We start from the raw sequence: 20794 nt of genomic DNA, 5'->3' as shown, positions 1-20794 counted from the left end.
CTTTGTTTATTGCACTTATGGTGTTAACTGCCTTCCTCGTCAATTCAGCGGCATGCCGTATTCCTTTTGTATTGAGAATGCATGGATGGCACCAATATCTCAAATTCTTAAATGATTCGTACCCGCTCGAAAGTAGCGGCTGAAAATTAATCGATGGATGGAACATACAAGGTAGGCCTATTTCCCAAGTCTAAATCTTGGTGATGACAAAGTTCTTTAAGCGACACATTTAATTTGGTACCGTTCTCAAGGATGTGAGCACCGGAATGCAATAATTTACACTGATGGTCTGGCGGATAGAACTGACATAACCACTTGCTTAAGGGTGCCAAACTCAATGATTTAGGAGGAACTTTTATAAGAAACGCATTCCTGAATTGAGCTAGCTGAAAAAGTAGCAAAGGCACTTTTGGATTTGGAGTCCAATCATTTGCGATCATGGATTCTGGATCGAATATCTGCACACCATATCCTAGGTCGATCTCTAAATCGCAGAGAATAGTGTCGAATGAACTAATTGCCGGCAAAACTTTTGCATTAAGCCCCTGTTCACGAGCAAACTCTATGGTGTATTCGCAGGCAGAAACCAAAAACATCGGATTGCCATGCACCATAAGCGCAACTGTTTTCCCCGTCTTGCACTCATTTACCACTCGGTCAGCAACTTCAATATAGATTTGCCGTCTTTCTTTTTGGGTATCTTGATATAGTTCAAGAAGATCCCTGACATCAGAACAAAATTCCTTTATTGCTTCAAACACCATTTTATCGTCGTGTAGTAGAAAAACGGTTTGACATGCACGAAGAGCCTGCACGGTTTCTATAGAAAGATGCAACCCGCTGTAAATACCACTACCCAAAACATATAAATTCGTTTTAGCCATTTTCGCTGCCATCCATTAACGTCGTGTAGCGATTACTACCTTCGCCGATTGCGCCCCCTTCACTAAGAGGGCGCAATGCATTTACATACGGATTTTGTATCCGTTATCCTTTACCATCATTAAGTGGCTTCGTGTATCTATACCCCACTCCTCGAGCTTTACTTTTTTGAGGCCGGCCATAACTTCAATTTCTTCCGGTTTCAATCCAGAATCTTTAAGGGCCTCTTGCGGATTGTGTAAAAGTTCTTCGCGAAACGTCATATCTTTAGCTGCACGGATAAGGATCGCTTCTACTACCGCTTTTGTGTGAGTTGTAAGTGCTGTTACCATAGTTACCTCCAAAAGAATACAAAATATCTTCGCTAGCAAAACTGAGCGAAGCACTACCGGAATCGGTAGATTTTTACATCCACGATTTCTCGTGAAAGTAAATTCTGATGTCACCCCAGGTCATAGAAAACTTAACAACGAACAGCTGAACTAAGGGGTATCAATATAATTTTTTAAACACCATTCCCCCATTAACGTAGCGGATTCGTTCAGTATTTTTGCTAGAGTTCCGAGTGCGCTTCGTTTTACAATCTCTCCTTCATTTAAAACCTCCGAATAATTTTGCAAGCGTATTATTTTTTCGCAAAGATGAAATATGCATGCAAACTCAGAAAATCTTAGGCAACTCTATATTGCGCTACGTAAACTAGCGATGACCTGAATGCTAAAATTTCTTCCCTAATGGCTCAATCAGATAGAGAGAAAGTGGAAGAAAGAAAAATATTTTCAACCCCGACCTGAAATAAATTTCACAATTTTTATTACGCAAATTTCGAGTTAAATATTTATCTATATAGACACCAAAATAGGCGATATGTCATTTATTTACAATAATTTCGCTCACTATCAATATCAAATTAGCGAACAAAAAAATACCCATACGCATTTTCAAATATTGCTAAAATTTTCTATCCATAATGCGTCAACGTGAATGAAATTATAAACCCAGCATTACCCAAAAAACGCACCGCACCTACAAAGTTAGGTGTTTTACTTATGTGAAATAAATGAGAAAGCTCACATCTAAATAATTTATCAAATCCCTCTCCTATAGAAATCCCACTATTTCGATGTTGATCGCATCACTAAAATACCCAACTATTTTCTGATACGCGATAGCACCTTTGCCAACCCCTCGAATCATAAGTAGCACCAACTTGGTTAGCACCGGCGCAGCTGCTAGAAATAGCCCATCATAAAACGTACAGCACCCACGAAAAATTTCTTAAAATAACTTTTAAGAAAACAGCCGGAATATTCTTCGTTTTTGGATTGAGTTTTTTAAGCTTTCGATGGGATTTATCGCCGCATCGCATTGGTCCGACATCGCTCACACTCGCGATTGGATACGCGGGAAGTTGCCCGCGAAATAATGGAGGTATTGCGCTCCCCGAGTTTGAGGCTTGTAATAGCAGGACGGAATCCCGCTGTAATCTCAATTCAAAATAGGATTATTGATGCGACATTATTCAGCTTTGGGCGAAGTATTATCTAAACGGGCAGACCTCTTCCTCACTGCAATTTGAATCCGTTCAGATCCATCGGCCGCAGCGAAGCATGGCGTGAGCGTATGAATGTCAGTGTCCTCCATACCCGCATCCTTAAACCCACCCGGTTATACACAATTTTTTCACCGTTCTCTGGTCTAACGAAAATCGTAACCAACAGCAAGGTGAGCCATCATGTCGAAGAATTGGGCTGAGGAAGAATTGTCGGGAATCAATCTGGGCGATGAACGCCTGAACAAGCGCTCGAAATCGTTGCTGGCAACATTGGGCGAGAAGCCACCGCCAGTATTCCGAATGCCTGTAACGGCTGGGTGAAACGATGGCGGCACGCCAGCAGCGGCAGTCGAGTTGATTGACTGGTATCGCGCGCGCTGGGAAATTGAAATGCTGTTCAACGTGCTCAAGAATGCCTGCCGGATCCCATGAGTTGGCTAATCATTTAATTTCCACCTTGAATTTTATCGGGATGCTGTACCGTCGTGTTCACAGCGTCGACCGATGACCTTCAAAATGGAAATCTGGATTTCTGGCCCTCACCTAGAAAAAAAATCCACAAATGGATGACGAGACGTAGAAATCATTCCCGGATCACTGCATTAATTGCGCGCCTTTGCTCAAACCCCGCTTGTAAGATGTGGAAACACTCGTTGTGAATCATCTCGCCATAACCCATTCTTGCAGAAAGGAAATGTTATGAAATCACTAAACCAACCTATTAATATTTCGGTGACATCCGGCTTGATCGCACTGTCCCTAGGCTCGGCACTTGCCGCAGGTAACCCGAACGTAGATCGTGAAGTGCAGGCGTTTCTTCAAAAACTGGAAGCCGGGGGCGGCAAACCGATGGAGCAATTATCTCCGGCAGATGCGCGCAAGGTACTCGCTACCGCTCAAGCGGATGTTAAGCTCACGCTGCCCAATGCAGACGTATCGGAAAAAACCATCAAAGCGGAAGGCGGGGACATCAAGCTCACCATCGTGCGCCCGCCCAGCGCTGCTGGCGCCCTGCCCGCCTTCATGTTCTTTCACGGCGGTGGCTGGGTATTAGGCGACTTCCCGACGCACGAGCGGTTTGTGCGAGATCTGGTGACGCAGTCAGGTGCGGTCGCCGTATTCGTCAATTACACCCCTTCGCCGGAAGCAAAATATGGCGTAGCGATTAATCAGGCCTACGCTGCGACAAAATGGGTCGCAGAGCACGGGAAAGACATCAACGTTGATGGTAGCCGGCTGGCGGTGGCAGGTAACAGCGTTGGCGGCAACATGGCTACCGTCGTGGCCCTGATGGCGAAAGCCAAAGGCGGTCCAAAGCTACGCGCAGAAATCTTGTTCTGGCCGGTAACCGACGCCAATTTCGATACAGCCTCTTATAAGCAATTTGCTGAAGGCCACTTCTTGACGCGCAATATGATGAAATGGTTCTGGGACAACTACACTACCGACGCTGCCAAACGCAAAGAAATTACCGCATCGCCGCTACAGGCGACTGTCGAACAATTGAAAGGTCTTCCGCCGACGCTGATCCAAACCGCAGGAAATGACGTGCTGCGCGATGAAGGCGAAGCCTACGGGCGCAAGCTAGATGCTGCCGGTGTCCAGGTTACCAGCGTGCGCTATAACGGCATGATCCACGACTTTGGTTTACTTAATGCGATCGCACAGGTGCCTGAAGTGCGCTCGTCGCTAGAGCAAGCAGGGGAGGAACTGAAAAAACGTCTGAAGTAAAAATGCGGCGCCGAATGCTGGTGTTGTATGCCGCCGTGAATACTGTCATCCACGGGCTAGGTTGAATAATAAGCATACAAGAATCAAGGCTGCTGCAACTCCGGGTATAGCGTCATCAACTGCATCGCGACGCCGTTGGTCCAACCAAAGCCGTCCTGCAAAGCATACTCGCCGCCGCCAGCTTCGGCATTGCTGTTAAGCACATTATATTTTTCTACCAACTTGCCGCTTGCAGCGTAGACATGCTGCACCCTGCTCATCCAGCGCATGGCGATATCGTGCGCCATGGCACGCTGGCCATAACGATTGAGGCCCTCCACTGCAATCCATTGCAGTGGTGCCCAACCATTGGGCGCATCCCATTGCTGACCGCTGTCGATCGCCGTAGTCACGATGCCGAAGGGCCGCAACAACGTCTTGCCGACCCATTGCGCCACGCGGTCAGCCTGCGCAGGTTCGGCGATGCCCACGAATAGCGGGTATAACGTGGCGGCGCTGGGGCGGTCGGTTGATCCCCGCTTAATCCATTGATAGTCAACATAATTGCCAGCGGCTTCATCCCAAAAGTATTTCTGCACCGCGACCCGGCGGCGGTTAGCACGCTGCGTGAAGTCGTTAGTACATACCGCGTCGTGCACGCGCTCGCAACCGAGACGAATGGCGTTTTCCAGTCCATACATCAAACTATTGAGATCCACCGGCAAGATCGCGGTGGTTTCGATGGTGGACAACGTCTTGCCGTCTGCGAACCAGCGGCTGCTGAAATCCCAGCCACTTTCGGCACCGGCACGCAAATCGCGGTAAACCTCGGCAGGCGGGCGCTTACTCTGCTGCGCCACTTTGACGTCTTCTGCATACGACTCGTCGCGCGGAACGGCACGATCGTCGTAATAACGGTTGAGTAAGCTGCCGTCGGCCAGCGCCACCACGCGCTGGTTCGCCATACCGCGTTTGAGATGGCTGGCGCCGTCCATCCAGAACGCATATTCGCGCCGTAACTGCGGCAAATAGCGGGCATAAGCGCCAGCCTCATCCTCGGGTGATAGCAAGGCCACCATCTTGAAATAGAACGGTGGCTGCGAACGACTCAAATAGTAACTGCGATTACCGTTAGGGATATGACCGTAGCGGTCGATCAGGCTGGCAAAATTCTCCACCATCGCACGGATTGCTGTCGGTGCGCCGTTTTGCTGCAAGCCCAACATCGTGAAATAAGAGTCCCAGTAGTACACCTCGCGAAAGCGGCCCCCGGGCACGACATAGGAATGCGGCAGCGGCAACAGCGAGGAACCAGGGAGGACTTTGGCAGGCTGCCGGGTCAGGCGTGTCCAGAGGCTAGCGATATGTTGCTGCAACGATTGGGAACGGTCGCTGACATAGACATCCGGGCTGTCTTGCGGCAAATCGAAATGCTGTTGCACAAAGTCGGCCAGCTTGAAACCCGCGCGATTCTTTTCATGCTTGTACAGCGCAGCGATGACGGTTGATGGGTCTTTCGGTATAGCATCAGCGAAGGTCTTGCCATCCTTGAACACCTGTTCCATCTGCACCGCTGCGAAGAGCTCCGGATATAGCGCAGAAGGTGGTGGGGCAGAGTGTGCTGACACCCTGACACCGGGTACTGGCTTGATGGCAATAGTATCGGCTAACACCACGCCGCTGGAAGCGCAAAATGCCAGGCAAGCTGCAACAGCGATGACGCTTATGCGGGATCGGCGAATAAACGACTGTCCAAGAAAAAAATGCATATCTGGTCCCAATGGTCGATGACAGGTAGAAAAATCTAAAACGAAAATTTCCCTCCCCCGTTTCCAGCTTGTTGTTGCCGGGATGTCGCGGCAAGATTATAGCCGCTGGCTTGCGAACAACAGAGCCGGATTGTTAGCGCTACCAGCGTTAACAATTTGCGGCATACTATTACTCTGACATGATGACTCGGGAACAAATAACTACACGGATTACCTCCAAGCTTACAGCATAATAATTCGGCCCTTAGTGTTGAATCAGATGAAAGCAAGGACCGAGATCGATAATTTTACCGAGGTGCAGCTTAGTACCAAGTCGAAGCAGCATGGTTAATTCGTCTACCGGCAATGGGCGACTGAAATAATATCCTTGTATCGCGTCGCACCCGTTCACGTGCAGAAAATCAAGTTGTTCCGCCGTCTCCACGCCTTCGGCAACAGTTTTAAGATCAAGCGCCCTTGCCAGTGCGATGATGGCCAGCGTAATGGATGCTGCCTCTGGCTTAGTGGCAAGCCCCGCGATGAAAGTCTGGTCAATTTTGATGATATCGATGGGAAATCGGCTCAGGTAACTCAAGCTGGAAAAGCCGGTTCCGAAGTCGTCAATCGATAGTTGTACACCCAGCGCTTTCAGGCTATCCAGAATTTTAATTGTCGCTTCGGAGTCCTTCATCAAGATGCTTTCCGTCAGTTCCAGTTCAAGATACCCGGCCTGTAGACCTGCGTCATCGAGCGCGCTCTGCACCAGGTCCAATATGTTTTTTTGGTTGAGCTGGCGCCCCGAGACATTGACAGCCACGGTCAGCGAATATCCCGCGTCGTTCCAGGCGCTCGCTTGCGCACACGCCGTTCTCAGTACCCATTCTCCTATTGAGACGATCAGCCCGGTTTCCTCCGCCACCTGAATGAAGCGTGCCGGCGCGACGAAACCAAGTTTGGGATGACGCCAGCGGAGCAGTGCTTCAATGCTTTTTATACGCCCGTTTTCCAAGTCGATCTGGGGCTGGTAATAAAGTTCGAATTCGTTGTTTTCAATTGCGTGATGCAACGCATCTTCTAATTTCGCTCTTTCCACTGCCTTGGCTCCCATCTCCAGCGTGTAACACTGAAAACAGTTGCGGCCCTGGTCTTTGGCTCGATACATCGCGAGATCAGCGTGCTTAAGCAATGCATCAGCGCCATCGGCATCTTCAGGGAAGACGCTCACGCCGATACTGGCACTCATATGCAATTCGCGACCTTCCGCTGATACTGGCTCCAAAAATGCGTTCAGTATCTTCAGCGAAACGCTGGCGGCGTCTTCCGGCTCCCGGATGTGTGCTAAAAGAATGACGAACTCGTCGCCGGCCAATCGCGCCAGTGTGTCTTCCTCTCGCAAGACCGATTTGATCCTCAACGCAAACTCCTTGAGCACGCTGTCGCCGAATGAGTGGCCAAAGCTGTCGTTGAAGTATTTGAAGCGATCTATATCGAGGAACAAAAGCCCGACTCTTGATTGCGCGCGACGAGCCTGCCGTAGCGATTGTTCCAGACGGTTGATGAAGAGGTTGCGATTGGGCAGTCCGGTCAAGGGATCAAAATTTGCGAGGTATTCGATCCGTTCATTACGTAGTCTGCGCTCTGAAATATCAGTCGCCACGCCATTCAACCTGAGCGGATTGCCGCCCGCATCGCGCACCGTCCGCGCACGATCTTCAAGCCAGCGTACCTCACCATCTGGCCGCACAATGCGATATTCCAGCGTCTGCGCGTCGCCAACTAATACTTGCGCCAGCCATTGTTTTACCTTTGGACGGTCCTCCGAATGAACGACGCTGATCCACAAAGTCCTGTCTTTGGTAAACTCCGCCACCGAACGGCCATAAATCACGTGCGCAGCCGGGTTCATGTACAGCAGCTCGTACGCAGCGGAGATGGACCAAACTACCATCGGAATAGAATCGAGGATGCCGGATAGTTTTTCTTCAACTTGCTGCTGCTGGAGTATGCGTTGCTCCAGCTTGAAGCGGGCACTGGTCACTTCCCGTCGCGCCTGGCGCAACCCTTCCCGGGCACCGTCCAGTCCGGTGACGACATTGGCGACGCCATATTGCATTAAATTAAAACTTGCGGCCATATCGCCAATTTCGTCCCGCGAGCGCGCCTGCACCGGCATGATAGAAACGCTGGCATGGGCGGCGTCGATATCGCCGCGTCCAAGCGCCTGCATCGCACGCGAAAGCTCGGTCAGAGTGCCGCTGGCAAGCTGTTTTGCGGCATCGGAAATCTCGACAGCTGAATGGGCGATCATGCCCGGCAACACCAGCCCAACGCCGATGGTCAGCATCGCTACGGCGACGAAAATATCCGCCAGTGCCGTCATCATACCCCCCTGATGGTAAGGAATGAGAGTGACCGCCATAAGATAGCCGGTGCCGTCCAATACCATGACCATTATCATCGCGCCAGTCAGCTTCAGGTGTAACGTTCGCGCGAGGCCGGGCAACCCCGCCAGGCGCCGATCACCATACCTTCGCCACATGTACAACAACGAGCCAGAATAGGCGAAGGCCAAACCGATCAATACGGTAGGTAAACCGAACTGCTCGAATCCGAGCAACGCCGACACTGCCCACATGCCAGCCGCAGCGAGTCCGAGCGCGATGGTGCCGCGCGGCGCACGGTAGGGGCGCGTCATACCGGGCGCATCCCGCCGCAGCAGCCACACCGCAACGCTGGGCAGTGCAATGCTGATCAAGTAGGTAAAGTTGGCCGCGGCAATTAACCAGATGGGGTCGCCAATCATCAGAAATAAGATCGCCATTCCCGCGGTCAGCGTCGTCGCCACCCAAGGCGTATCAGTGCGCGAACGTAACGCAAGAATACGTGGCAACAATCCGTCTTCCGACAACTGGGATAGCGTGCGCGAGGCACCGGCGAGCGGCTGCAAGGTGCCAGAAAACATACTTAACATCATGAACCAGACCGCGATTGACTTGCCGGCAATACCGAACAATGGTGCAAAAGTGGGCCCCAGTTCCAACGCCAGATCCTTTCCCAGTGAATCCGCACCAAGCGTGCCGAGCCAGACAATTGGCAGAAAAATGAAAAACACGCTAGCCATCAACGCACTGACGAGCATAGCGCGCGGCAAGGCTTTTTTGGGGTCGACCATCTCGCCGACATGGCACGCCGCCGCCTCGAATGCCGGGGCGGCGAACCCGATCAGATACAGTCCTGCCATCAAACTGGTCAATTCGCCGAACCAACCGGGAAAAGGCGTAGTCAGGTGGAAGGTGGTGGCCTGTTGCCAGTCAACTTGTCCAGCCAGAATTGGTGCCAGACCTGAAATAAAAGCCAGCAACGCGGATAAGCTGGCAATGGGAATCGCCAGTCGGCTCACCCATTTGATGCCGCACAGGCCGATGCAGGTAAAAAACACCACCAGCGATACCGCCATCACATTGACCGGGACGTTTGGCAAATACCATGCATGGATTGCCGATGCCGATAAAATAGCGGTTAGCCCGCACGTGGGGATCCATCCCCACCAATAGCAGACGCCTGTCAGGTTGGCGAGTACCGGACTGTAAGGCCGAAAAGCCTCGACGCAGCTTGCAGAAATGCCGCCCACCCGGTTCGGATACATCAAGACCAGTTCAATCCAGCCGGGCGCAGCCGCCCAGGCAAGCAACAGGCCACCGATCAAAAGAGGTATTGTCGCGCTACCTTGTCCGGAAATAGCCTCCTGCCCGATAAAAAGCGCCGACAGCAAGAACAAGCTCTGGTTGCTGCCACCCATTGCGAGGGCAGCTGCGCCAAACCAGCCAATTGTTCGAGGATGTGATGGCGGATGCGACGGACGAAGCGACTGAGAATCCGGTTTGTCAGGATTCTGCATGGCAAGTTTAGCGACACGGTCTGTACGCATCTCTCCCCCGATGTTGTTATTGCTACTAGCAATAGGTATGCACAAAGATTTAACAGATGCGAGCGCTCGCCAGTCAGTAAAAACGCACTATCTGCACTACGTTAAATGCAAGTGCCCATCGATGATATACGCGGTTGTCGGACTTGTACGGATATAACGTTGCCGAAAGAAAATTTTACTGAATTGAGGTAATAATTTACATATTGGCTAAATTTAGGTAAAAAATATTACTCCATTACAAATATTGATAATATTAGGAAGTAACGACAAATAGGACCAAAGTCTTTCACGGCGCGTGCGGCATGTTCTGGCAAGCATGTTTGCTGATCGATGGAAATACGAACAGAAAATAAACTCCGAATCCCTCAGGCCACAGTGTTAGCACTTCAAAGCCCGTCTCTTTGACTGCAACCATGTGTTCCCATTGCGCGGATAGGGAGTGGTCCCTGGTGACGACTGTCCATCCGTCTGGCATATCTTTTAAAAGCCGTTTACCTGCATTGACCATTGGTTTAATCGTGAGTACCACCCCGGTTGAAGTGTCAGACCTAAGTGTCAGACCTAAGCGTCAGGTATAAGCGTAACCCCGCCGCGCGGCTGACCGTATTTCGGCGCCTACAGTTCCTCATGGTACACCTTGCTAATACCGAGACCACAATACGCGCGGACCACGCGAAAACGTCCCTGTCTGCTACTAACTGAATGGCATAACCAATAGCTTGTCACATCATTGGACGTGATTTCGGCTAAATATGCTCGGTAATCATACGCAGCACGTCGGCCGCAAATGTAGCGGCCTTCCGTGGCAACGCCATATCGGAAGGCACCGTGATTTCAACTTGAACGAGCACCCTACTTTTTCAAGCGACAGAGTGATTTCTTGGGAAAATTCGCCAGCTTGCTGTTTCTGGCGTGTGTTTCGCCCCCGGGTAGCAATTCAGATTATTTCCGGTGCGATGTGAAACGCCTTACCTGATTGATCCCCAAAGGAATCGCGCTGAAAAAGCAACCTCGCGTCGATTTCGGCGGTGGACCGAACGCCGCAAAGCTGCATCGTCCGGATCAATTCATCCTTCAGAATAGTCAGCGCACGGACGGCACCATCTTCCCCTGCAGCCGCTGCTCCAAAGAGCGTGGCGCGTCCGAGCATGACCCCTTCAGCACCCATTGCCAGGGCTTTGACAACGTCGCTGCCGCGCCGCACACCGCCGTCCAGCAATACCGGAATTTGCCCGTTGACTGCCCTGACGACCGCTGGCAGCGCGTCCAATGTGGCCACCGCGCTATCGAGCTGACGGCCCCCATGATTTGAGACGACCACTGCATCGCATCCCATCGACGCGATGCGCCTCGCGTCGCCGGGCCCCAAAATGCCCTTGACGATCAACTTGCGAGGCCAGCTGTCGCGGATTTTTTGCAGGCTGTCCCAGTTAAAGGAGGGGTCATAGTTGCGACCCACCGACGAGGCAATCGCCGTGGAATTGATCGCTTTCGCCTCTAGGCCGATAAGATTTTCCATGACAGGCATGCCGTACCTGATGATGTCAGCCAGCCAACCGGGATGCCGCACAAAATCCAGCATGTTTTTAGGCGTAAAGCTGAACGGCACCGAAAAATCATTGCGAAAATCCCGCTCTCGCTTGCCGCCGACCGGCAGGTCTACAGTAATGACCAGCGCCTCGTAGTCTGCGGCACGGGCCCGCTCGATCAGGCCTTCCAAAAATGGTTTGTTACGCAAAATATAGGCCTGGAACCAGAGCCTGCCCGGTGCGGCGCTGGCGATCTGTTCAATCGAAGCGGTAGCGGTACTCGACAGTGTGTAGGGAATGCCTGCCGCAACCGCGGCCCGCGCGATCGCAATATCACCACCACGCCGGCCAAAGCCGACCGCGCCGGTAGGAGCGATCGCCATCGGCAGTGCCGAGCGCGCGCCCAGAAGGGTGGTACTAGTATCGATAGCCGATACATCGTTAAGAATTTCCGGTAGGAGGTGTATCCGCCTGAATGCCGCAGTGTTGTCTCGCAGCGTCACCTCGTCCTCGGCGCCGCCGTCGAAAAAATCAAAAACAGCCCGTGGCAATCGTCGTTTCGCCACGCGCCGCAAATCTTCGATTGAATAGGCTTTGGATACGTTATAAGGCATTCATTGACCTATGATAAATATAGAGTTCTGCACAGTCACCGAAAAATCGGCAGATTTTCACTCCATCTTGATCTGTGCCACTTTGATCAAGTGCGCCCAGCGACTGTAATCGCGCTTGAGGTAAGCGCTAAATTCGGCTGGGGAATCGCCCACAATCACCGCACCCAGTTTTTCCAGCTGGGCCTTGACTGCTGGCTTGGCCAGCGCTTTGACCATCGCGTCATGCAGACGATTAACCACAGCCGGCGGCGTTTTGGCTGGTGCAAGCATGCCCACCCAAGGCGCAGTTTCTTCAAATCCTGGAAAGCCAACTTCCGACATGGTTGGCGCGTCAGGGAAGAGCGCCATTTTTTTCGCGGTACCGACCGCCAGGATTTTGATGCGTTTGGCAGTGACATTGTCTGCAACGCCGATTACCGGGTAAAACATGAAATCCACACGCCCCGCCATTACCTCCATCAGCGCCGGTGCATTCCCTTTGAACGGCACATGGACCATTTTAGCTTTGGCCATTGCGGCGAGCAGCTCGCCTGCGAGGTGCCCTGAGCCGCCGTTTCCGGAAGAAGCAAAGGTTGCCGCATCCGGTTGCGATTTGGCTTTTTTGATCAGGTCCTGCATCGATTTGAGCGGGGAATCGTAGGCAGTCACGGCCACCAGAGGAAGCGTGGCTACATTGGAAATTGGCGCGAAGTCAGTGTTCGGGTTATAACCAGCCTTGTCGCCAAGCAGAATCGGATTTACGTTGAGTCCCAGTGATGCGAACAGCAGGTTATAGCCGTCGGGAGCCGAATTCTTGATTTCCCGGGTGGCAATCATGGAGCTCGCCCCGGGCTTGTTTTCGACATAAATCGATTGCCCGAGTATGGCTGACATTTCCTTGGCCAGTACACGTGCAATGATATCGGTCGGCCCAGCCGCAGCAAATCCGACGAGGAGGCGTATTGGTCTGTTTGGAAAATCGTCAGCCCCAAATGCCTGAGAAACGGCGGTGCTGCACAGTAGCGCAGCGGCGATGAAACGAAACAAAGTTTTTTTCATGGTACGTCTCGTGTTTATATTTATGTATTAAGATTTATTAGAATTTAAAACCACAGCCGGTTCAGACGATCTGATGCGCCATAGTTCCGACGCCCGTGACCTCAAATCGCAGTTGGTCGCCAGGTTGCAAATACTGCGGCGGCTGCCTGAAAGCGCCGATCCCGGCTGGCGTCCCGGTACTGATAATGTCGCCGGGTTCAAGCGTCATGAACTGGGAAATATAGGCAATCAGTGCGCTAACCGGAAACAGCATATCTGACGTATGGGCATGCTGCATCCGGGTGCCATTGAGCCAGGTGGATACCTCAAGCGTCTGCGGGTCAGGAATCTCCTCCCTGGTAATCATCCATGGTCCCATTGGGGCGAAGCTGTCCATGCTCTTGGCGAATGAGGTCTGGGCGGGCGACGTGTCAAGCTGGAATTCTCGCGCACTCAGGTCGTTCAATATGGTGTACCCGGCTACCAGCGACAGCGCCTCCGAAGCCGGCACATTTTTGCCATAACCGCCGATAACGACGGCCAGCTCAACCTCAAAATCCAATTTGTTCACGCGTGGCGGGCGGGGAACCGCCGCGCCCGGGGCCGCCACGGAAGAGGGTACCTTGAAAATGATGCGTGGATTTTCAAATGGCGCGACACCCGTTTCCTTCGCATGGTCCGCGTAATTGCGACCGATGCCAATGATTTTCCCGGGTCGTGGCACCGGCGCGTACAGTTGCACCTCCTTGAGAAGATCGAACTGCACGCTTTCGTTTCCAATTTGCGACCGCACGTGGCGGTGCAGTACATCAATCGCCTCGCTACCGGACTGCATCCAACGCAGGATCCCGGAAGATGCCGGGCAGATGCCCGTCGACGCGCTATGCCTTTGCGTTTCGGCTGAGACCGGCAAACTCTCGATCCAGGCGCTGATGTCCAGTACGCGCTCCCCGATGACCACGCCAGTCAGAATCCCGCTGTTCGCTTTGCGATAGGTAATAAGCTTCACGCTTTGGCATCCTCAAAATAACGGTTGGCGATTACCTGACAACGCTTGATGTAGCGGTGTTCGTCGCGACCGTAATCGGGCACGGCATTGTGCAAGGTTCCCATGTTGTCCCACATCAGCACATCGCCCACGCTCCAGCGATGCCGATATTGATACTTCGACTGCAACTGGTGCTCAAATAGAAACGCCAGAACGCGGTCACTTTCGTCCTGCGGCAGTTCATTGATGCGCATCGAATAGCCCGGATTGGCATAGAGCACGTTTTTTCCGGTAATGGGATGCTTCAGGAAGATGGGATGCGAGACCGGGGGCTTGGCCTTGCGCTGCGCGTCGGTCAGCGGCGGACGGCTGCTGCCTTTTTCACGGCGCATCTTGTCCCAGAATTTCGCGAAATCGTGGGTGACGGTCATGCCGCCGAGCCTTGCTTTCAATTCTTCCGGCAAGTCGTCATAGGCCGCATGCATGTTGCAGAACTCGGTGTTACCCAGAGGTTCTCCATTACGGTGCGGAATCTCGACGCCATACAGTACATTGGTAAAGGCAATCATGTTGCTGTACGACATGTCGGTATGCCAGTCCTGACCGGCATCACTCAACCCCAACGGTTTGCCCTGCGCATCGACCTTGTTGGATAGGATCATGACCTCAGGCAGACCGGGTTCCTGATACGCGTTAGCGACGTTGATTTCCAGGCGGCCAAAGCGTTCGGCGAAATTTTTCAGTTGCAAGGACGTCAGAGATTGATCTGGATAACTCAATACGCCATACTTGCCCAGCGCTTGCTCAAGCACCTTGAACTGTTCGTCGGAAAGCGCTTGAGAAAGATCTATACCGTCGACACGGGCACCAAGGGACTTTCCACTCTCTACGAATTTCATGTTATTTTCTCCGTTGAATTTCGGGGCTTAATGCTCAGCGCACAAATTTAAATTCAGGTGTGAGCGTCAGCTCGGCAATTTTCCAGTCGCCGTCCGTTTGGCGCATCGCAACGCGTACAAGCGACAAGTGAGACGGTTGTGTGATCTCAATCGGGCCGACATGCAGCGAACCGTCATCGAAACGATAGGCGACCATGTAAGCCACCAGATGCACCATGTCCTGCGATTGCGATTCGATAAAGCTGTTGGTGATAACATGCCTAATGCGCTGCGTTGTTGGCCTTTTAGACATCGCATGCATAATCTGGGCATGGCCAGCGAGGACCTCTCCCTGTCGATGCCATTTGCCCTCCCGCTCGAAGAGAGCAACCAGCGCGTCATATTTTGACTCGTCGAGAAAGTAGAACAGCTGATGCGTCAGCTGGATACATCCTGGCAAAGTCTGGATGGCGTCTGTGGTCATCAGGGCGTTCTTTCGTTTGAATTGGTATGCTAAATCTGACCACCCTTGCGCGGGCTGATCAGAATGTGAAAAACATTTTACGCGCTCGTTCCCGGCGGAGATAGAATTTGAAAGTGAACATATTGTTCTCGTTTTGGAAACAGTGAGATTCTGATGGATCGCTTGCGATGTATTGAGGTATTCAACGAAGTAGCACGTAGTCGAAGTTTTTCGGCGGCCGCCCTGCGGCTTGGCATAGCAAAAGGAAATGTCACCAAGCATGTAGCATGGCTTGAAGAATTGCTGGGTGCCCAGTTGCTTTCTCGTACGACAAAGAGTGTGAGCCTTACTGAGGCCGGGCTTTCACTGCTAGAGAGCGGTCAGGACCTGCTCGATCGCTTTGAAGAGGTGGAAGATGCCGTGCGCGGCGCGGTCCAGTCACCGAAAGGGACAATTCGGATCGGCACACCACCGTCATTCGGCGCGGCCCATCTTGTGCCGCTCATTACAACATTTTCGTCCCTGCATCGCGATATTCAGTTCGCGTTGCATCTGGACGACGGAAAACTCGATCTGGTAAGCGAGGGCCTCGATCTCTCGGTTCGCATCGCGCCATCTTTAAAGGACACTAGCCTGGTTGCCCAGAAGCTGGGAAGCGCGCCGCAAATGCTGGTCGCTTCGCAAGCCTATCTGGCTGCCAATGGTGAGCCGCAGACTCCCCTGGATCTGTCCCGGCACGACTGTCTGGTCAACGCTTTGAAGGCACCCACGAATTTCTGGACATTCACCGGGCCGGAGGGAGAAAGATCGGTGCGCGTTTCCGGCACAATGCGGTCCGATTTCGGCGAACCGCTGCGCCACGCCGCGATGCTGGGACATGGAATATCGATGCACCCCACTTACATGGTGGCGCAGGACATTCGAGAGAATCGGCTAAAAATCGTGCTGCCAGTGTATACACCGACCGGACTCGACATCTACGCAGTTTATCCAAGCAGGCGAAATATGCCCGGGCGAGTGCGTCTATTTCTCGAGTTTCTTCGGGAGCACTTTGACGCGGCATCGGCCCGGCAGGCTGAAACCCCTATGCAACGATAGGCCACCTTCTTAGGCTCGTGCCTGAATTTCCTGCAACGTCTGTGGAAAATACAGGCTAAAGCGGATCACCCCCGCCGCTGAACAAATCACCTCGGCGCTACCGCCGTGCACCTGCATGATGGCGCGCACAATCGCCAACCCCAGACCGTTCGATTCCGTGAATTCACTACGCGATTTGTCACCGCGATAAAAGCGGTCGAACAAGCGGTCGAGCTGTTCTTGCGGGATCGGATCTCCCTGATTTTCCACTTCAATACATACGCCCTGTGCGTTCGGTTTGCCGCTTAACCGCACGGTGCTTCCCGGCAGCGCATAGCGCACCGCGTTGACCACCAGGTTGCTGACCGCACGACGCCACATCACCGGATTGACTTGTAGCTCTCCACCGCCATCCACTACCAGTTTGATGTCGCGCTCTTCGGCCAATCCTTCAAAATACTCGGCGATCTTGTGCAGCTCATCGGCCAGTACCAATGACGTTTTATCCACAGCAAGACCAGCATGGTCGGCATGCGCCAGGAACAGGATGTTTTCCACGATACGGCTCAGGCGATGCAGCTCTTCCAGATTGGACTCTAGCACCTGCTGATATTCACTGGCGTTGCGTACCTTATTCAGGGTTACCTGAGTCTGCCCCATGATGGCACCGATTGGGGTACGGATCTCATGCGCGAGGTCGGCAGAAAACTGCGACAGGGTGTCATAGCCGTCGGAAAGCCGGTCCAGCATGGCGTTAAAGGATGCAGCTAGCCGCCGCAACTCTTGCGGTGCATCTTCTTCGCGCAGGCGTATCGCGATATTGGTTGGACTAACTTCAGCAGCGCGCCCGGCCATTGCTATTAACGGCGTGAAGCCGCGCTTCAGGACCAGAAAACTGAGCAGTGCTGCGAGCAATACCGATATGGCAGCGGCACCGATCACCTGCCAATAATATTGGGAAAGGATGTGCGATTCTTGCGTCATCACATGGGCACCGACGATGACTACTTTGGGGCCATCACTACCCACTTCTGCCTCGGCCGAGACCCAGCGCACGCGCACACCATCGGCGCGCTCCCCCGGTTGCAGTGCCGCTAACGTCAAGGTTTGATTCAAACCCACCGGCAACATCGGGGGTGGCGTCATGTTATCCGGATTGACGCGGACGAACGGCGGCTGGCCCGGATAAGCGAACATCAGTACATCTTGCTCGCTGCCGAGCATGGTTTCAAACAATGCTGGCCGATCTTCCATCTGCTTGACGTTGTAGAGATCGTGCAACAGCGTGCGGAAATGCTCAACCCTGCCAATCAGCGAATAATCGGCACGGGTTTCCAGCGCGTGTCGGGCCGACGAATACAGGTACATGCCGAGACTGGTAACGATCGCGCAGGCTATCAGCGCAAACAGAAAAGAGACACGTGTGGTCAGAGAGCGGGTACGCCAGAAATTCATGGGTTTTCAGAAAACATGTAACCGATACTACGCACCGTGTGGATCAGTTTGTGCTCAAATGGATTGTCGATCTTTGCGCGCAGGCGCTTGATGGCCACGTCGACCACATTGGTGTCGCTGTCGAAGTTCATGTCCCACACTTCGCAGGCGATGACGGTGCGCGATAAGGCTTCGTCCTGGCGTTTGACCAACAGATGCAGAAGCAAAAATTCTTTATTGGTGAGGACAATATCGATGCCCTGACGCGTGACCTTGCGCCGCAACAGATCAAGCTGCAGATCAGCCACCTGAAAAAAATCCAGCGCCTGCACCTCACGCACTACCCCGCGGCGCAGCAGAGTCCGAATCCGCAGCAACAGTTCGGTAAACGAAAACGGTTTGACCAGATAATCATCAGCGCCCAGTTCTAGCCCGCGTATGCGGTCGTTCACGTGGTCACGCGCGGTCAGAAAGATCACCGGAAGATCGCGGCGGGCACGGATCGCGGCCATGATCTTCCAGCCGTCGGTGCCGGGCAACATAACATCCAGCACCACCAGGTCATAGGAATTCTCCAGCGCCATATGCAAACCGTCGCTGCCGTTACAAATCAGATCGACCGCATAACCTGATTCGCGCAGACCTTTCTTGAGGTAGTCCCCGGTCTTTGGATCGTCTTCGATGACGAGGATAGACATGCTAATTCCTTGATAGTGATGGCATCATTTTATCAATTCCCGTGCCGGGAATAATGACAATATTGTCATCCAACTGTCACCGATAAGACACTCGGTCGAGCCTACTATTAATTTCCCATCAACTACCTAGACTATTGCCATGACAACTGCACAACTTTTACGCCGCTTTGTTCCCGCATTGGCCGCATCGGCTCTGCTCGCCTATGGTAGCGTCGCCATCGCCCAGACTGCCGCTACCGCAGCACCGACGCGGGTGCGCGCCACAATTGAAAAAGTGAACGCCGACAATCTAGAAGTTAGCACCAAAGCCGGCAAGAAACTGACCTTGAAACTGGCACCTGACCTGGCAGTGATGTCGGTCACCCATGCTGCCATCACCGACATCAAGTCAGACAGCTTTATCGGCAGCGCCGCCATACCGCTGCCCGATGGCAGTCTGAAGGCGCTGGAAGTCACCGTGTTTCCGGCTGGTATGAAGTCAGGCGAAGGTCATTACGCCTGGGACCTGGGTAAGAAAAGCACCATGACCAACGGTACTGTCGGCGATGTAGTCGTCACCAGCGGCCGCACCATCACAGTCAAGTATCCAGATGGTGAAAAGAAAATCGTGGTACCCGCTGATGTCCCTATCGTTAGCCTCAACAAGGCTGACCGCAGCTCGCTGGTGGCTGGTGCCCATGGCGTATTTATTGTTACCAAAGCCGCCGATGGTAGCGAAGTGGTAAATCGTGCTTTGGTTGGTATCAAAGGCGTCGTGCCGCCCATGTAATGTTGTAATACTGTAATGCTGTATTACGGGAGGCCCCGGCTGCCACGCGGCCCGGCTTCCCGCACTCCTTCCAAATAAGGTGTATCCATGGCGACTGCCGATAAACCCCGCCGCATCATTCATCCGCTGCTGGTGCGCGTAGCACACTGGCTCAACGCCTTCGCCATCGTCTGCATGGCAATGAGCGGCTGGGGAATTTACAATGCCTCGCCGCTGTTCGGCTTCAGTTTTCCGCATTGGTCTACGCTCGGCGGCTGGCTGGGCGGCGCTATCGCCTGGCATCTGGCGGCGATGTGGTTGCTGGTAGTCAACGGCTTGATCTATCTTGGCTACGGGCTGCTGGCTGGCCATTTTCGCCGCAATTTTCTGCCGCTACGATTCCGGCCTCTGCTACGCGATATCAAAGATGCGTTGACCTTCAAGCTGGCGCATCAGCCCGGCATCTATAACACTGTCCAGCGCCTGATGTACGTCGTCGTGTTGCTACTTGGCGTGCTGGTGGTAGCGTCCGGCTTGTCGATCTGGAAACCTGTCCAGCTAGACACTTTGGTTGACCTGTTCGGCGGCTACGACATTGCGCGCCGCGTGCACTTTGTCGCAATGGCCGGCATCGTCGCTTTCGTGGTGGTGCATCTGGCACTGGTGCTGATCGTACCGAGTACCCTGCTACCAATGCTGACCGGACGGCTGCCCCGTCACGCGGACGAGAAACTTACCAAGCAGGAGCAGCAAGCATGAGCGACAAGAAACCCCCACCACCGAAAAACAGTGCGCTACAACCTGAATTAGTGCAATTGCAGCGCCGTCTGTTCCTGCGTTCGGGATTATCACTGGGCGCGTTATCACTGCTGAGTGGCTGCAATCTGCAGGATGGGGATCAGGTCGACAAAGTTTTGTGGGCAATGTCGCGCTGGAATGATCGTGTGCAAAGCATGTTGTTTCGCCCCAATCATCTGGCGCAGACCTATCCGGCCAGCATGATCACTAAGCCGTTTCCATTTAATGCATTTTATGACGCAGATTCCGCACCGGAAATCGATGGGGCTACCTATAAGCTGGAAGTCTCCGGGCTGGTGCGTAACAAAAACAGCTGGAATCTGGCGCAATTAAGGGCATTGCCACAGGAATCGCAAATCACGCGCCATATTTGCATCGAAGGCTGGAGCGCCATTGGCCAATGGAGCGGCGTGCCGTTTCGCACTTTCTTAGCGCATATCGGCGCTGATACCACGGCAAAGTATGTCGGTTTCAAATGTGCCGACCGCTACTACTCCAGCATCGACATGGCAACCGCGTTGCATCCGCAAACGATCCTGGCGTTAGATTTCGGCAGTTCGCCGTTACCAACCGAGTATGGCTATCCGTTGAAACTGCGGGTGCCAACCAAGCTCGGCTTCAAAAATCCCAAGCACATTGCAGCGATCTTCGTCACCAATGAAAATCCTGGCGGCTATTGGGAAGATCAGGGGTATAACTGGTATAGCGGTTCTTAGCGTCTGCATCT

General features: G+C 53.0%; 17 protein-coding genes and 1 pseudogene. 6 read left to right on the top strand and 12 right to left on the bottom strand.

The window, feature by feature from the left end:
* Window positions 1–146 precede the first annotated feature (146 nt).
* Together HAV38_RS15205 and HAV38_RS15200 are read right to left on the bottom strand one after the other, a co-directional pair.
* Entirely contained in the window at window positions 147–884 is a 738-nt protein-coding gene (locus HAV38_RS15205; RefSeq protein ID WP_168056228.1) for an SAM-dependent methyltransferase, read from the bottom strand.
* 81 nt (window positions 885–965) lie between these two features.
* Complete coding sequence (locus HAV38_RS15200) at window positions 966–1214, bottom strand: hypothetical protein (RefSeq protein ID WP_168056227.1); 249 nt, start codon at window positions 1212–1214, stop codon at window positions 966–968.
* Between the two features lie 1403 nt (window positions 1215–2617).
* Here HAV38_RS15200 and HAV38_RS15195 point away from each other — a divergent pair.
* Together HAV38_RS15195 and HAV38_RS15185 are read left to right on the top strand one after the other, a co-directional pair.
* Window positions 2618–2758 carry an IS4/Tn5 family transposase DNA-binding protein gene (locus HAV38_RS15195; protein ID WP_168056226.1) on the top strand — a complete coding sequence of 47 codons (141 nt, stop codon included), beginning with the start codon at window positions 2618–2620 and terminating at the stop codon, window positions 2756–2758.
* Between the two features lie 378 nt (window positions 2759–3136).
* Window positions 3137–4168: an alpha/beta hydrolase gene (locus HAV38_RS15185; RefSeq protein WP_168056225.1), complete on the top strand. Its 1032-nt coding sequence runs from the start codon at window positions 3137–3139 to the stop codon at window positions 4166–4168.
* Between the two features lie 83 nt (window positions 4169–4251).
* On the opposite strand, the gene treF is transcribed toward HAV38_RS15185, so the two are convergent.
* The 8 genes and pseudogenes from treF to HAV38_RS15150 form a co-directional block, all read right to left on the bottom strand.
* Window positions 4252–5916 carry an alpha,alpha-trehalase TreF gene (treF, locus tag HAV38_RS15180; RefSeq protein WP_168056224.1) on the bottom strand — a complete coding sequence of 555 codons (1665 nt, stop codon included), beginning with the start codon at window positions 5914–5916 and terminating at the stop codon, window positions 4252–4254.
* A 244-nt stretch (window positions 5917–6160) separates the two neighbouring features.
* Window positions 6161–9823 (bottom strand): amino acid permease, encoded by a 3663-nt coding sequence (locus HAV38_RS15175; RefSeq protein WP_168056223.1) that lies wholly within the window; start codon window positions 9821–9823, stop codon window positions 6161–6163.
* A 286-nt stretch (window positions 9824–10109) separates the two neighbouring features.
* Window positions 10110–10539: pseudogene (locus HAV38_RS22305) on the bottom strand (M24 family metallopeptidase); the annotation flags it as partial.
* 221 nt (window positions 10540–10760) lie between these two features.
* Entirely contained in the window at window positions 10761–11966 is a 1206-nt protein-coding gene (locus tag HAV38_RS15170; RefSeq protein ID WP_168056222.1) for an alpha-hydroxy acid oxidase, read from the bottom strand.
* Window positions 11967–12023: 57 nt separating this feature from the next.
* Window positions 12024–13004, bottom strand: a complete 981-nt coding sequence (locus tag HAV38_RS15165; protein WP_168056221.1) for a Bug family tripartite tricarboxylate transporter substrate binding protein — start codon at window positions 13002–13004, stop codon at window positions 12024–12026.
* 61 nt (window positions 13005–13065) lie between these two features.
* Window positions 13066–13992, bottom strand: a complete 927-nt coding sequence (locus HAV38_RS15160) for a fumarylacetoacetate hydrolase family protein (RefSeq protein ID WP_168056220.1) — start codon at window positions 13990–13992, stop codon at window positions 13066–13068.
* On the bottom strand, window positions 13989–14870 hold the full coding sequence (locus HAV38_RS15155) for a TauD/TfdA dioxygenase family protein (protein WP_168056219.1): 882 nt from the start codon (window positions 14868–14870) through the stop codon (window positions 13989–13991). Before HAV38_RS15155 ends, HAV38_RS15160 begins: the two co-directional genes overlap by 4 nt.
* 34 nt (window positions 14871–14904) lie before the next feature.
* Window positions 14905–15333 (bottom strand): nuclear transport factor 2 family protein, encoded by a 429-nt coding sequence (locus HAV38_RS15150; protein ID WP_168056218.1) that lies wholly within the window; start codon window positions 15331–15333, stop codon window positions 14905–14907.
* 153 nt (window positions 15334–15486) lie between these two features.
* Between HAV38_RS15150 and HAV38_RS15145 the strand changes: the two genes are divergently transcribed.
* On the top strand, window positions 15487–16410 hold the full coding sequence (locus HAV38_RS15145) for a LysR family transcriptional regulator (protein ID WP_168056217.1): 924 nt from the start codon (window positions 15487–15489) through the stop codon (window positions 16408–16410).
* A 9-nt stretch (window positions 16411–16419) separates the two neighbouring features.
* On the opposite strand, the gene HAV38_RS15140 is transcribed toward HAV38_RS15145, so the two are convergent.
* The gene (locus HAV38_RS15140) at window positions 16420–17844 is read right to left on the bottom strand and encodes a heavy metal sensor histidine kinase (RefSeq protein WP_168056216.1); all 1425 of its coding nucleotides are present in this window, start codon (window positions 17842–17844) and stop codon (window positions 16420–16422) included.
* Complete coding sequence (locus tag HAV38_RS15135) at window positions 17841–18521, bottom strand: heavy metal response regulator transcription factor (RefSeq protein ID WP_168056215.1); 681 nt, start codon at window positions 18519–18521, stop codon at window positions 17841–17843. The genes HAV38_RS15140 and HAV38_RS15135 overlap by 4 nt, the downstream gene beginning before the upstream one ends.
* A 133-nt stretch (window positions 18522–18654) precedes the next feature.
* Between HAV38_RS15135 and HAV38_RS15130 the strand changes: the two genes are divergently transcribed.
* From HAV38_RS15130 to HAV38_RS15120, 3 genes are all read left to right on the top strand, one after another.
* Window positions 18655–19290, top strand: coding sequence for a hypothetical protein (locus tag HAV38_RS15130; RefSeq protein ID WP_168056468.1), 636 nt, complete (start codon window positions 18655–18657; stop codon window positions 19288–19290).
* A gap of 87 nt (window positions 19291–19377) precedes the next feature.
* Window positions 19378–20028, top strand: coding sequence for a cytochrome b/b6 domain-containing protein (locus HAV38_RS15125; protein ID WP_168056214.1), 651 nt, complete (start codon window positions 19378–19380; stop codon window positions 20026–20028).
* Window positions 20025–20783 carry a molybdopterin-dependent oxidoreductase gene (locus HAV38_RS15120; RefSeq protein ID WP_168056213.1) on the top strand — a complete coding sequence of 253 codons (759 nt, stop codon included), beginning with the start codon at window positions 20025–20027 and terminating at the stop codon, window positions 20781–20783. Before HAV38_RS15125 ends, HAV38_RS15120 begins: the two co-directional genes overlap by 4 nt.
* Window positions 20784–20794: the final 11 nt, after the last annotated feature.

This window comes from Glaciimonas immobilis (assembly GCF_011947285.1).
In the GTDB taxonomy this organism is placed as follows: Bacteria; Pseudomonadota; Gammaproteobacteria; order Burkholderiales; family Burkholderiaceae_D; genus Glaciimonas; species Glaciimonas immobilis.
This window is presented reverse-complemented; position numbering and strand designations above follow the sequence as displayed.